Consider the following 13,648-nt stretch of genomic DNA (forward strand, 5'->3'; position numbering starts at 1 on the left):
AATTGATATGCTATTCTTTCTCCAGCTTGCCGATCCTACGGTCCAGCCTTATGAGGTATAATACGATACAGGTAAAAATGATCACCAGGATGCCCACTGCCACGTAAATTTTGTTATCACTGCGGAAGAACTCATTTACGGGACCGGTTTCCGTATTCTGTTGATCCACCGTTTGCGCAATGGCGGTGGTGAATGATAATATCATGCAAAGAAGCAGATAGCTAAGTCTTTTAGCCATGGAGGATATTTTTTAATACTAATCTTTTATAACGTGCCCGCAAAGTGTAGATCCAGATGCCCAGTAAGGTCCATCCGATGAATGCAGGCCAGAGTACCATTTTGATGGTGCCGGCAGTATCCTGGGAACTGAAGCCCGGGCTGCTGGCGCTACCTGGATGGAGGGATTCCACCATCCGGGGAATAATATAAGTGAGCGGAATCAGTAAAGCGAATGCAAATACATTGAAGATAGCGGAAACGCGTGCCCTTTTATCCAGGTCTGTAAAGGACAGCCGCAATACGAGGTAAGCCATATAGATCGTGAGCGCGATGGCAGTGGTCATTTGTTTGGGATCATTCACGATTGTGCCGCCCCAGGTATAAGTGGCCCACAGCATGCCGGTAAAAAAGCCCATCACCCCAAACAGTACACCAACACTGCCTGCACTGGAGGCGCGGACATCCCGGCTAAGATCATTTGTAGCGAGGTACCAGACGGAATTCACCACGGAAATGGTGAAGAGGGTATACATGCTCATCCACATAGGTAAGTGAAAGAAGATGCTCCGGGCGGCCTGCTGATTATTACCGATGACCGGTACTTTTACGATAAAACCGCCTATGATTACGTATAGCAGGATAACTACACTTAAGATTTTCCACCAATGCTTTGCCATTGTTCTAATACAATATGTGGGGGCAAACCTACACGTTTTAAAGGTAACGGCAAAGCTATTTACGTATTTTGATGAACCTGCAAAAGCCCTGCAAATCCTTAAAAAACCTTTACCATAGGGAGGTTTTTGTTAAAAAACGTATGGATTATTCCTTCCAGAGATAAGGAAATAAGATCAGCGCCAGGGCAATGACCAGTACATCCATTCCGGCCAGTAAAGCAAACATGCCCGGCAGGCCGGGTTGCACTACAGGAGCAAAAGCACTCTGCGAAATACCGGTTAACAGCATCAGGATGGGCATTACCAGGGGGAAACCCATAATTGCCATCAATGCGGCATTCTGACTGGCCTGTGCTGCAATGGCAGCCAGCATGGTAAAAAGAAGGGATAAGCTGATCCCGCCCAGTAATACCACCGCCAGGAAATACAGCGGGTGAATGAGAGGATTGCCGAGGAAGAGGATGCAGCAGAGCAGGGAAACCCCACTGAACAGGATCATCAGCAGTACGTTATAGATCAGTTTGGCCGCAATAAAATAACGGGGATGAACCAACGAATAGAAATACAATAAACGCCCCTTGTTCTCCTGCAGGAAGCTTTTAGCCACCGCATTCACACAAACAAAGAGCTGCACCACCCAGAACATCGCATTCCAGATGGTATCCTCCGGTTCTTTCACCATCAGGTTGATCACAAAAACGGTGGAGAACACATAGAGCAGGATGCCAAACAGCGCATGCCGCTGACGCCATTCCAGCAGCAGGTCTTTTTTTACGAGGGCGATGATCTGGGAAAGAGGACTTTTCACGGAGGCAAAGATAATAAAACCGGCTGCCCCGCATCACAATTCTAAATCCATTAACTTTAGCCCCTTATTCAAAAACAACCGGATGAAAAAGATTGTAGTAGCCAACCGTGGGGAAATAGCCCTGCGGGTTATGCGTTCAGCCAGGGAAATGGGTATAGCCACGGTAGCTGTTTTTTCAGAGGCAGACCGTACCATGCCTTTTGTGCAATATGCGGACGAAGCTGTTTGTATAGGCCCGGCCCCTTCCAGCCAAAGCTATTTACTGGGCGACAAGATCATTGCAGTTGCCCGGCAAACAGGTGCGGACGCAATTCATCCCGGATATGGTTTCCTGAGTGAGAACGCGAAGTTTGCACAGAAAGTAACGGAGGCAGGCCTCATCTTCATTGGCCCTTCTGCTGCTTCCATTGAAGTGATGGGTAGCAAGCTGGCAGCTAAACAGGCAGCACAAAGTTTTGGAGTACCAATGGTACCAGGTACGGAAACGCCTCTCCGGAGTGTGGAAGAAGCAAGGGAAGTAGTGAAGAAAACCGGGTTCCCCATTCTCATTAAAGCCTCTGCCGGCGGCGGGGGAAAAGGTATGCGGGTAGTACAGCAGGAAAGTGAGCTGGAAGAGCAGATCCGCCTTGCTAAAAGTGAAGCCCTGAATGCTTTTGGAGACGATGCGGTTTTTATAGAGAAATATGTAGCCGCGCCACGCCATATTGAGATCCAGGTATTGGGAGATAAACATGGCAATTGCGTATACCTCTTTGAAAGAGAGTGTTCCATTCAGCGGCGCCATCAGAAACTGATCGAAGAAGCCCCTTCTTCCTGCCTGACCCCTGCTATCCGTTCTGCTATGGGCAAATGTGCAGTGGATGTTGCCCGCGCCTGTAATTATTATGGAGCAGGTACAGTAGAATTCCTGGTGGATGAGCAGTTGAACTTTTACTTCCTTGAAATGAATACCCGCCTCCAGGTAGAACATCCTGTAACAGAAATGATCACGGGGCTTGATCTTGTGAAAGAACAGATCAGGATCGCCGATGGCGGCAAATTACCTTTTACACAGGAAGAATTACAGATCAATGGCCATGCTATTGAATTGCGCATCTGCGCAGAAGATCCTGCTAACAATTTCTTACCGGATACCGGCAAACTGGAAACTTATATCCGCCCGCAGGGATACGGTGTCAGAGTGGATGACGGGTATGAACAGGGAATGGATATTCCTATCTATTACGATCCCATGATCGCTAAACTGATTGCCTGGGGCTCAAACCGGGAAGAAGCAAGAGAACGTTTGCTGCGGGCGATAGACGAATACCAGGTAACAGGTATTAAAACAACACTTCCTTTCGGCAAATGGGCATTGCAGCAGGCTCCTTTTATCGCCGGTAATTTCGACACTAATTTCATTGGTAAATACTTCACAGCGGCTGCATTGGAACAGAAAGACGATGATGCCGCCAAAGCTGCAGCCATCCTGGCTTCGCAATTGTGGCTCACTGCTGTAAAACCTTCACAGGCAGCACCTGTTACCGCCAATGGAGAAACCTCTCAATGGAAACAGCGCAGGACCCTGCGATAGTAAATGAATGTTAAAATCAGCTGGTCATATGCTTTATTAGCATTTGATTCGTAATTTTGCGGCGTTTTATGAAGCAATTGATCCTCCATATCCTGGCATTTTTCTATCAGCCTTTTGCTAAGGTGATGCCTTTTCAGACTTTCCGCTATATCGTTTGCGGGGGCGGAAATACGGCTATGGATATCCTGCTCTACTCTATCAGCTACAACTTTATCCTGCATAAGGAAATGGTTCATTTGCCATTTTTCACGATCAGTCCGTACATGGCTGCCTTTCTTATGGCTTTTGTGATCACCTTCCCTACCGGTTTCCTATTGAATAAATACATTGTATTCTCTGAATCCAATCTCAGAGGCAGGGTACAACTCGTCCGCTATTTTTTACTGGTAGCTATTTGTTTCCTGTTCAACGTGGTATTTATAAAATTCTTTGTGGAGGTCTGCCACTTCTACCCGACCGTTGCAAAAATCCTCACTACCATCCTGGTGGTTTGTTTCAGCTACATCACCCAAAAGAAGTTCACCTTCAAAGTAAAAGTACAGGATTAACTATTTATTGTAAAAGCAGTGCCGGCACCGGGGTTCATATAAATCCTTCTCCCCCAGTAATATCGTATGTGTACTGGAGCTTTTCCGATAGGAGAAAGTAGCGATGTTGCCGCATACCACGCAAATGGCATGCAGCTTGGTGATATAATCTGCTTTGGCTAAAAGATGGGGAATAGGGCCAAAGGGCTCTCCCTGGAAGTTCATATCAAGGCCTGCAACGATCACACGGATGCCGCTGAGGGCCAGCTGATCACATACATTGGGCAGCTCTGCATCAAAGAACTGCGCTTCGTCGATCCCCACTACATCCATCCCCTGCCCTAAAAGCAGGATCTGCTGGGAACTATCCACAGGTGTAGATAAGATCTTTGATTCATCATGGGAAACAATGTTCATTTCATCGTACCGGGTATCCATTGCCGGCTTGAAAATTTCCAGAGAGAGATTGGCGATCCTGGCACGTTTCATCCTGCGTATCAGCTCTTCCGTTTTGCCGGAAAACATTGATCCACATATCACTTCGATCCACCCTCTTCGGCCTCCTGTAAGAGAAGGTTCAATAAACATATTCTAGTATTTTGATTATTAGATTATTAGGTTGTCAAAAAAAGTTTAACTTAGTGCAATTATAATAATTTCTACCAGATGGCGTTAACAGTTAAGGCATGGAAAAGATAAGTGCATTAATTGACAAATTACAGGAATTGAAAAATTCCAATGCTGGTCTGCAAACCATATCCTACTACACTCAGTTGCTACAGGCAGAGATCTTACATCAACGCAATAAGCAAAAGCAGCAGGAGTTAAAGGGAAATAACAATGGTCATGTAGCCGTATCTGTGCCTGCCCAGGCTCCGGCACCTTCTCCTGTTGCGGCAACAGTAACACCGCCGCCGCCGGTACAAATTCCTCCTCCTCCAGCCGAAGTAGTACTGCAATCCAATGGTTATGCACCTGATCGCGTACCGGTAAAACGGCCTGAAGAGAGACCGGCAACAGCCACCCTGTTTGATCCGCCACCTCCGCCACAACAACCTCCTTCTCCTCCACAGCGCCCTGCCAATACAGAAAACAATAATGGCATCCGCAAAGAGTTGAATGAACTGATCGGCAAACACAGTACTTCCCTGAATGATTCCCTGCGTTCCAGCCATACGGTGGAAGTAGGAGAAAAATTAAGCGGAATGGCCGTAAATGACCTGAAGAATGCCATCGGCATCAATGATAAATTCCAGTTCATCCAGGAGCTTTTCCGGGGTGACAAAACCATGTATGAACGTTCCATTAAAACTATCAATGAAAGCACCTCCCTGCAGGAAGCGGAATATTGGATAGAAAGAGAACTGAAGATCAAACTGGGTTGGAATGAAACAGATGAACTGGTGAGCCAGTTCTACTCTCTCGTGAGGAAACGTTTTTCCTGAATATAATGTATGATCTTATTGGTAGCTCCCTGGTGCTCTTCCACGAAGCGGCTCGCTATTTCTGTGATCTGCTGGTGATAATAAGGATCGTTCAAGGCTTCAATAGCCCTGTTCAGGTCATTCAGGTTAGCTACTACAATGGCGCCTCTCAGTTGTACCAGCGAAACTGCTTCATCAAATTGCTGGTAAACAGGCCCGATGATCACAGGTTTGGCATAGGTAGCAGGCTCCAGGATATTATGAATGCCTTCTTTCCCAAACCCTCCTCCTACATAAGACACGCGGCTGTAGCGGTATAAGGCAGACAACATGCCCACATTGTCTATGATCAGCACTTTGCCTTTGGGTGTTTCTCCCTTCACAAAAGCAGAATACCGGATAGCATCCGGGAATAATTGTTCTATTCCTTTAAGGCGTGCCTCTGTGATCTCATGCGGTGCCAGGACCATCTGACGGATATCCTGTGCCCCTCCATACCACCATTCAGCCAGTAATTTTTCGTCCTCCTCCCAGGTACTACCGGCCACCATTACCTTCGGCACTTTGATAAAACGTTCTATTTCAGGAAGTACCACCGGATTCTCCCGTAAGGCCCATACCCTGTCGAACCGGGTATCTCCGGCCAGCATAACCTGCCGGACGCCAATATTATGTAAAAGGGTGAGGGATACTTCATTCTGCACAAAGAGCTGGTCCATTCCCTTTAAAAGCTTCCTGAACAAGCCTCCATACCATTTAAAGAAGATCTGTTTTTCCCTGAAAATGCCGGAGATCAGCAAAACGGGCACATTCCCGGCTTTTAAACCGGATAAATAATGATACCAGAACTCATATTTTATGAAGATCGCCAGCCTCGGTTGTACGGCAGCAAGGAAACGCCGGGCATTTTCCGGGGTATCTAACGGCAAATAACATACGTAATCGGCCCCTTTATAGTCTTTTCTCACCTCATAACCGGAGGGGGAAAAGAAAGTAAGCAGGATACGATGCCCGGGGTATTGCCGGCGTAATTCCTCCAGTACAGGCCTCCCCTGTTCGAACTCCCCCAATGAGGCAGCATGGACCCAAACAACAGGTACATTCCCTTTCATGGCGGCTTCCAGCCCAGGCCACAGATCTTCCCGCCCGGCTAACCATAGCTGTGCTTTCTTATTGCCACCTAACTTTGCGGCCAGCCCCAGGAAAAACCTGTAAAGACGAATGCCGGTATTGTAAAAGAGAATCGATAAACCCACAGAATTGATACTTAACTCAATAATTCGAATATCTCACAAAGATAGTCCTCCTGCCTATCCCAAAATTTGTAAATTTGCGGACTCAAAAAAAGATATCCTACATGGTTCCTATTCAGATGGTGGATCTCAAACGCCAGTATAGTAAGATTAAGCCGCAGGTTGACGCAGCCATTCAGGATGTGCTGGAAAGTGCTGCCTTTATAAACGGGGCGCCCGTACAACAGTTTTCCCAGGAACTGGGTCAATACCTGGGCAGCAAACATGTGATCCCCTGCGCCAATGGCACAGATGCGCTTCAAATAGCCATGATGGCCCTTGGACTGGAACCCGGAGATGAAGTGATCACGCCTTCCTTTACTTTTATTGCCACCGCTGAAGTGATAGCCCTGTTGCGCCTGAAGCCGGTTTTCGTAGATATTGACCCGCAGACCTATTGCATTGATCCTGCGGCAATTGAAAAGGCGATCACCCCTAAAACGAAAGCAATTGTACCGGTTCACCTGTACGGCCACAGCGCAGCTATTGAACCGATCATGGAAATTGCCCAAAAGCATAACCTCTATGTGATTGAAGACAATGCCCAGGCTATCGGCAGCCACTATACGACCAAAGATGGTACCACAAAGAAAGTGGGCACCTTTGGCCATATCGGCTGCACCTCCTTCTTCCCTTCCAAGAACCTGGGATGTTACGGGGATGGCGGCGCCCTCTTTACAGACGACGACGCACTGGCAGCAAAGATCAGGATGATTGCCAACCATGGCCAGTCTCAACGTTATTATCATGATGAAGTTGGCGTAAACAGCCGCCTGGATACGCTGCAGGCAGTAGTACTCCGCATCAAACTGCAGTTGCTGGACCAGTACATAGCTGCCCGCCGTGCAGTTGCTACTGCATATGACACAGCTTTTGCCGGTATACCGCAGATCGTAACACCTTTTCAGGCCACCAATCAATTACATGTGTTCCATCAATATACGATGCAACTTAATGGAGCAGACCGGAATAAACTTCAGGCTTACCTGCAGGAAAAACAGGTACCTGCCATGATCTACTATCCTGTACCGGCACATCGCCAGAAAATGTTCGGGGGCATGGTTGACCCTAAGTTGTCACTGCCTGTTACAGATAGCTTAACCGGTAAAGTAATATCCCTTCCCATTCACACAGAGATGGACGAGGAGCAATTAACGCACATCACAGATTCAGTTAAATCTTTTTTAAACTAAGCCCCACATGAAGATTACCGTTGTTGGGACCGGATACGTTGGACTCGTTACCGGTACCTGTTTTGCCGAAACTGGCAACCAAGTTACTTGTGTTGACATTGATGTTAATAAAGTAAACAAACTCTCCGCTGGCCAGATCACGATCTACGAGCCAGGTCTCGAAAAATTATTTGAAAGGAACCTCAAAGAAGGCCGCCTTAATTTTACAACCGATCTTGAAAAAGGGATTAGCGAAGCTAAAGTGATCTTCCTGGCCTTACCAACTCCTCCGGGAGAAGATGGCTCTGCAGATCTTTCATATATCCTTGGCGTTTCGGAGAAATTAGGCCCTATGCTGAAGGATTACAAAGTGATCGTAGACAAGAGTACAGTACCTGTAGGCACAGCGGATAAAGTACATGCCGCTATCGCAAAAAATGCAAAGGTGGAATTTGACGTGGTATCCAATCCTGAATTCCTCCGGGAAGGCGTGGCTGTGGAAGACTTCATGAAGCCTGACCGCGTGGTGATCGGAACACAATCAGAAAAAGCCCGTAAAGTAATGGGAGACCTGTATGCACCTTTTGTGCGCCAGGGTAACCCTATCATATATATGGATGAGAAGTCCGCAGAACTTACCAAATATGCGGCAAACTCTTTCCTGGCTACCAAAATATCTTTCATGAACGAGATCGCCATCCTTTGCGAAAAGCTGGGAGCGGACGTTGATATGGTACGCAGAGGTATTGGCAGTGATGACCGTATTGGTAAACGCTTCCTCTTCCCCGGTATTGGTTATGGCGGCAGCTGTTTTCCAAAAGACGTACAGGCGCTGGTAAAATCGTCACAGGAAGTAAGTTATTCCTTCCGCATACTGGATGCCGTAATGGATGTGAATGAGAAACAAAAATTATTCCTCCTGCCAAAGGTTAACGCTTACTTCAGCAATAATCTCAAGGGAAAACATTTTGCACTCTGGGGCCTGGCCTTCAAACCCAATACAGACGATATCCGTGAAGCCCCGGCTTTATATATCATCGATGCATTGGTGAATGCAGGTGCTACCGTTTCTGTATTTGACCCTGAGGCTATGCCTAATGTAAAAGGTGTGATCGGCGATAAGGTTGCATACGCGGAAAACCAGTACGCTACACTTGAAAATGCAGATGCACTGATCATTGCAACAGAATGGAGCGTGTTCCGCACGCCTGATTTCGATAAGATCGGCTCTTCCCTGAAACATAAAGTTATCTTTGATGGCCGGAACCTGTTTGATGTTGCGCACATGCAGGAACTTGGCTTCCATTATGAAAGTGTAGGCCGCCTGCCTGCCAAATCTTAAATCCCTGGCTGAATATGACTACTAAAAGAGTATTGATCACCGGCGCCGCCGGATTCCTTGGTTCCCATCTCTGTGACCGTTTTATCAAAGAAGGGTACCACGTGATCGGTATGGACAACCTCCTCACCGGGAACATCAAAAATATTGAACACCTTTTTCCCCTGAAGAATTTCGAATACTATCATCATGATGTAACGAAGTTTGTACACATAGCCGGGGACCTGGATTATATCCTGCATTTTGCTTCTCCCGCCAGCCCGATAGATTACCTGAAAATGCCCATCCAGACGCTGAAAGTTAGCTCCCTGGGTACGCATAACCTGTTAGGCCTGGCCAAAGATAAAAAAGCACGCATCCTGGTAGCTTCTACCTCTGAGGTATATGGCGACCCTGCTGTGCATCCCCAACCGGAAGAATACTGGGGCAACGTGAATCCTATCGGACCACGCGGCGTGTACGATGAAGCCAAACGTTTCATGGAATCCATGACCATGGCATACCATAATTTCCATGGTGTAGATACCCGCATCATCCGTATATTCAATACTTACGGCCCCCGTATGCGGCTGGATGACGGACGTGCTTTGCCAGCTTTTATGAGCCAGGCACTCACCGGCCAGGACCTCACTTTGTTTGGCGATGGCTCTCAAACCCGTTCCTTCTGTTATGTGGATGATCTCGTGGAAGGCATTTACCGCCTGCTCCTGAGCGATTATCACCTGCCGGTGAACATCGGTAATCCCGTAGAGATCACACTGCTGCAATTTGCACAGGAGATCGTGGAACTTACTGGAACTAACCAAAAGATCGTTCACCGCCCGTTACCTACAGATGATCCCAAACAACGGAAACCAGATATCACCAAGGCAAAAACTATCCTTGGCTGGGAACCGAAAGTAGACAGGAAAGAAGGTTTGAAGATCACATATGAATACTTTAAACAGGCTTTAGGTAAATAGAATTGATAATGAAAAGTTATTAGTATGGTCATGCTGTAAGCGTTGATCTGTTTTTAACTTTTCATTTTTTATTTTCCTCCATACATTGAATTATGAAAAGAACACTTCTTATTACAGGCGGAGCCGGCTTTATCGGCTCTCATGTTGTCAGGCTCTTTGTTAATAAATACCCCGAATACACCATTGTTAATGGTGATAGTCTCACATATGCAGGCAACCTGGAAAACCTGAAGGATGTTAAAGACCTCCCCAATTACAACTTTGAAAAAGTAGACATTACGGATGAAAATGCTGTGAATGCGCTTTTTGAAAAATATGCATTTGATGGTGTGATCCACCTGGCTGCCGAAAGCCATGTTGACCGCTCTATCCTTGATCCCCTGGCCTTTATTAAGACCAATGTGCTGGGAACGGCGGTATTGCTGAATGCATGTAGAAAATACTGGCAGGGCAACCTGGAAAACAAACGGTTTTACCATGTATCTACAGATGAAGTATTCGGTTCCCTGGGCGAAGAAGGTTTTTTTACAGAAGAGACCGCTTACGATCCCCGTTCGCCCTATTCCGCTTCCAAAGCCAGTTCCGACCATTTTGTAAAAGCATACTATCATACCTATAAGCTGCCGGTGGTATTGAGCAACTGCTCCAATAATTACGGCTCTCATCACTTCCCTGAAAAGCTGATCCCCCTGGCTATTCATAATATCAGGAACAATAAACCTGTACCGGTATATGGTAAAGGTGAAAACGTGCGCGACTGGCTCTTTGTGGAAGATCATGCACGGGCGATCGATATCATCTTTCATAATGGCCGCATCGGTGAAACATATAACATCGGCGGTTTTAATGAATGGAAGAACATAGACCTTATCATGCTTTTATGCGAAGTAATGGACCGTAAACTGGGCCGGCCTGCCGGCACTTCCGCACAATTGATCACTTATGTGAAAGACCGTGCCGGCCATGATCTCCGTTATGCCATTGACGCTACAAAGCTGAACAAGGAATTAGGCTGGGCCCCCAGCCTGCAATTTGAAGAAGGGCTGGAGAAAACGGTGGACTGGTACCTGGCTAACGAAGAATGGCTGGAACATGTTACCAGCGGGGCTTATCAACAATATTACGAAACGCAATACCAAAAGAGATAATGCCTTTTATTGAAACAGGAATTCCTGACCTGCTGATCTATGAACCCAAAGTGCATGGGGACAGCCGGGGATATTTTTTTGAAAGCTATAACGCTAATACTTTCCGGGAAGAAGGTGTGGAGATTGTATTTGTGCAGGATAACCAGGCCCGTTCTTCTTATGGCGTACTGCGTGGCCTGCATTTTCAGCAGGAGCCACATGCACAAACCAAACTGATCCGTGTACTGGAAGGTACAATACTGGATGTAGTGGTAGACCTGCGCACCGGTTCTCCTGCTTACGGCAAGGTATATACGATTGAGCTATCTGCTGAAAACAAACGACAGCTGCTGGTGCCAAAGGGTTTTGCGCATGGATATTCTGTGCTGAGCCCTACCGCAGAGGTCATGTACAAATGTGACAGTTTCTATCATAAAGCCAGCGAAGGCGGTATCATCTACAACGATCCTGCCTTACAGATCGACTGGGGCATTCCTTTAACGGATGCCATCGTTTCTGAAAAAGACCTGGTGCTACCGGTCCTGGCGGACTGCAAACACAATTTTGTTTATAAGTCATAATTTCTGAATTCATGAAAAACATCCTGGTAACAGGCGCCAAAGGCCAATTAGGCAATGCGCTGCAATCCATCGCCGCTCAGTATCCTGATCTTTCTTTTTTGTATACAGACAGGGAGGAGCTGGATATTACCGATGCTGCTGCTGTTAACGATTTCTTTGGCCGGCAAACGATAGACGCGGTGATCAACTGTGCTGCCTACACAGCCGTTGATAAAGCAGAGCAGGATGAAGAAGCTGCCTTCCTGCTGAACTTCCAGGCTCCCCTGATCCTTGCGGAAGCTTGTGCAGGGCATAATGCTACCCTTATTCATGTTTCTACGGATTATGTATTTGACGGTAATGCTAACCGCCCCTACCAGGAAACAGATGATGCCTCTCCCCATGGGATCTATGGTGCCTCCAAACTTCGGGGAGAAGCTGCCGTACTTGGCTATCATCCCAATGCGGTGGTGATCCGTACTTCCTGGCTCTACTCCCGTACGGGGGTTAACTTTGCGCTGCGTATGCAGCAACTCATGCAGGAAAAAGAAAGCCTGAATGTGGTATATGATCAAACGGGTACGCCTACTTATGCACCAGACCTGGCTGCAGCCATTTTAACCATCCTGCAGCATCCGGACGGGGTCACCGGCGGCATTTATCACTACAGCAACGAAGGTGTTGCCAGCTGGTACGACTTTGCAGTGGCCATTAAGGCCCTTACGGGTTCCAAATGCGAGATCAACCCTGTTACCACAGACCAATACCCCACCGCAGCAAAACGCCCCGCTTACAGCGTTCTTAATAAAGCAAAAATAAAAGCAGCCTTTGGGTTGAACGTACCTTACTGGAGGGACAGTTTGGCAGTTTGCCTGGGGAAATAGGAGTTAACTGACTATTTTCCCGTCTTTCATGACTAACTGGCGATCACTCAGGGTCGCCAGTTCTTCATTATGGGTAACGATAATGAAGGTTTGTTCAAACTGGTCGCGGAGTTGCAGGAAAAGCTGGTGCAGTTCCCTGGCATTATGGGAATCCAGGTTACCGGTAGGCTCATCTGCCATGATCACATCCGGGTTATTGATCAGCGCCCTGGCCACTGCCACTCGTTGCTGCTCTCCCCCGGAAAGTTCTTTCGGGCGGTGTTCCAGCCGGTCTTTAAGTCCTAAAGTATCCAGCAGAAAGGCTGCCCGCTCTTTAACGGCACTTTTGCGGGTGCCGGCAATGTATCCGGGAATGCAAACATTTTCCAGTGCCGTGAACTCAGGTAAGAGGTGATGGAACTGAAAAATGAAGCCGATGTGGCGGTTACGGAAGTCTGCCAGCCGGGTACCCGTAAGGCCGCTGGTTTGCACATTATTGATAAAGATCTCCCCGTTGGTAGGGCTGTCCAGCGTTCCGAGTATGTGCAGCAGGGTACTTTTGCCCGCCCCGGAGGAACCAACAATGGCCACTATTTCACCTTTACTGACAGAAATATCAACTCCCTTGAGGACCTGCAGATTGGAATAATTTTTGGTAACATTGCGGGCAGTAAGCATATCCGAACAAAGTAATTAGGCCGTTAAAATAGTAATAGTTGTTTATTTCAAATTAAATAATACTTTTGCGAAAATTCGGAAAAGTAAAAATTTATATACGATGTACTGGACTCTAGAATTAGCTTCGTACCTGGAGGATGCTCCATGGCCTGCTACAAAAGACGAACTCATAGATTACGCCATCCGTTCCGGTGCACCCATCGAAGTTATCGAAAACTTACAGGAACTGGAGGACGAGGGAGAAATTTACGAAGGGATCGAGGATATCTGGTCTGATTACCCGTCGCAGGACGACTTCTTCTTTAATGAAGACGAGTACTGATATTCCGTTGTGATTTGCTTTCATTTTTCCCGGTATCTTAGACCTTCGCTCGTAGTAATGCGCTCAGCGTATTCCTATGCTTCTAAAAAATTAACCGTCCCGGTA

At 47.1% G+C, this 13,648-nt stretch carries 16 protein-coding genes; 10 read left to right on the forward strand and 6 right to left on the reverse strand.

What is annotated here, in order from left to right:
* Positions 1-10: 10 nt before the first annotated feature.
* From BUR42_RS16065 to BUR42_RS16075, 3 genes are all read right to left on the reverse strand, one after another.
* Positions 11-238: a CcmD family protein gene (locus BUR42_RS16065; RefSeq protein ID WP_143197464.1), complete on the reverse strand. Its 228-nt coding sequence runs from the start codon at positions 236-238 to the stop codon at positions 11-13.
* Positions 231-896, reverse strand: coding sequence for a cytochrome c biogenesis protein CcsA (ccsA, locus tag BUR42_RS16070; protein ID WP_074240193.1), 666 nt, complete (start codon positions 894-896; stop codon positions 231-233). The genes BUR42_RS16065 and ccsA overlap by 8 nt, the downstream gene beginning before the upstream one ends.
* 145 nt (positions 897-1,041) lie before the next feature.
* Positions 1,042-1,704: a heme exporter protein CcmB gene (locus BUR42_RS16075; protein WP_074240194.1), complete on the reverse strand. Its 663-nt coding sequence runs from the start codon at positions 1,702-1,704 to the stop codon at positions 1,042-1,044.
* 82 nt (positions 1,705-1,786) lie between these two features.
* Here BUR42_RS16075 and accC point away from each other — a divergent pair, with 82 nt between their 5' ends.
* Positions 1,787-3,277 carry an acetyl-CoA carboxylase biotin carboxylase subunit gene (accC, locus tag BUR42_RS16080; RefSeq protein ID WP_074240195.1) on the forward strand — a complete coding sequence of 497 codons (1,491 nt, stop codon included), beginning with the start codon at positions 1,787-1,789 and terminating at the stop codon, positions 3,275-3,277.
* Positions 3,278-3,345: 68 nt separating this feature from the next.
* Positions 3,346-3,825 (forward strand): GtrA family protein, encoded by a 480-nt coding sequence (locus BUR42_RS16085; protein WP_074240196.1) that lies wholly within the window; start codon positions 3,346-3,348, stop codon positions 3,823-3,825.
* On the opposite strand, the gene BUR42_RS16090 is transcribed toward BUR42_RS16085, so the two are convergent.
* On the reverse strand, positions 3,826-4,392 hold the full coding sequence (locus tag BUR42_RS16090) for a thymidine kinase (protein WP_074240197.1): 567 nt from the start codon (positions 4,390-4,392) through the stop codon (positions 3,826-3,828).
* Between the two features lie 98 nt (positions 4,393-4,490).
* Between BUR42_RS16090 and BUR42_RS16095 the strand changes: the two genes are divergently transcribed.
* Positions 4,491-5,249, forward strand: coding sequence for a hypothetical protein (locus tag BUR42_RS16095; protein ID WP_074240198.1), 759 nt, complete (start codon positions 4,491-4,493; stop codon positions 5,247-5,249).
* On the opposite strand, the gene BUR42_RS16100 is transcribed toward BUR42_RS16095, so the two are convergent.
* Complete coding sequence (locus tag BUR42_RS16100; RefSeq protein WP_074240199.1) at positions 5,219-6,484, reverse strand: 3-deoxy-D-manno-octulosonic acid transferase; 1,266 nt, start codon at positions 6,482-6,484, stop codon at positions 5,219-5,221. The two genes, BUR42_RS16095 and BUR42_RS16100, sit on opposite strands and share 31 nt — an antisense overlap.
* Before the next feature lie 101 nt (positions 6,485-6,585).
* On the opposite strand from BUR42_RS16100, the gene BUR42_RS16105 reads away from it, so the two are divergent.
* From BUR42_RS16105 to rfbD, 6 genes are all read left to right on the forward strand, one after another.
* Positions 6,586-7,713, forward strand: a complete 1,128-nt coding sequence (locus BUR42_RS16105; protein ID WP_074240200.1) for a DegT/DnrJ/EryC1/StrS family aminotransferase — start codon at positions 6,586-6,588, stop codon at positions 7,711-7,713.
* Between the two features lie 7 nt (positions 7,714-7,720).
* Positions 7,721-9,034 (forward strand): UDP-glucose dehydrogenase family protein, encoded by a 1,314-nt coding sequence (locus BUR42_RS16110; protein WP_074240201.1) that lies wholly within the window; start codon positions 7,721-7,723, stop codon positions 9,032-9,034.
* 14 nt (positions 9,035-9,048) lie between these two features.
* On the forward strand, positions 9,049-9,993 hold the full coding sequence (locus tag BUR42_RS16115) for a UDP-glucuronic acid decarboxylase family protein (protein ID WP_074240202.1): 945 nt from the start codon (positions 9,049-9,051) through the stop codon (positions 9,991-9,993).
* 92 nt (positions 9,994-10,085) lie between these two features.
* Positions 10,086-11,141: a dTDP-glucose 4,6-dehydratase gene (rfbB, locus tag BUR42_RS16120; RefSeq protein ID WP_074240203.1), complete on the forward strand. Its 1,056-nt coding sequence runs from the start codon at positions 10,086-10,088 to the stop codon at positions 11,139-11,141.
* Positions 11,141-11,701 (forward strand): dTDP-4-dehydrorhamnose 3,5-epimerase, encoded by a 561-nt coding sequence (gene rfbC / locus BUR42_RS16125; RefSeq protein ID WP_074240204.1) that lies wholly within the window; start codon positions 11,141-11,143, stop codon positions 11,699-11,701. The genes rfbB and rfbC overlap by 1 nt, the downstream gene beginning before the upstream one ends.
* Before the next feature lie 11 nt (positions 11,702-11,712).
* A complete protein-coding gene (gene rfbD, locus BUR42_RS16130) occupies positions 11,713-12,564 on the forward strand; it encodes a dTDP-4-dehydrorhamnose reductase (protein WP_074240205.1) in 852 nt (283 codons plus the stop codon).
* 3 nt (positions 12,565-12,567) lie between these two features.
* Here rfbD and BUR42_RS16135 read toward each other — a convergent pair whose 3' ends face one another.
* Positions 12,568-13,221 carry an ABC transporter ATP-binding protein gene (locus BUR42_RS16135; RefSeq protein WP_074240206.1) on the reverse strand — a complete coding sequence of 218 codons (654 nt, stop codon included), beginning with the start codon at positions 13,219-13,221 and terminating at the stop codon, positions 12,568-12,570.
* A 100-nt stretch (positions 13,222-13,321) separates the two neighbouring features.
* Between BUR42_RS16135 and BUR42_RS16140 the strand changes: the two genes are divergently transcribed.
* On the forward strand, positions 13,322-13,543 hold the full coding sequence (locus BUR42_RS16140; RefSeq protein WP_012794455.1) for a DUF2795 domain-containing protein: 222 nt from the start codon (positions 13,322-13,324) through the stop codon (positions 13,541-13,543).
* Positions 13,544-13,648: the final 105 nt, after the last annotated feature.

It is taken from the genome of Chitinophaga niabensis (assembly GCF_900129465.1).
Classification (GTDB): Bacteria; Bacteroidota; Bacteroidia; order Chitinophagales; family Chitinophagaceae; genus Chitinophaga; species Chitinophaga niabensis.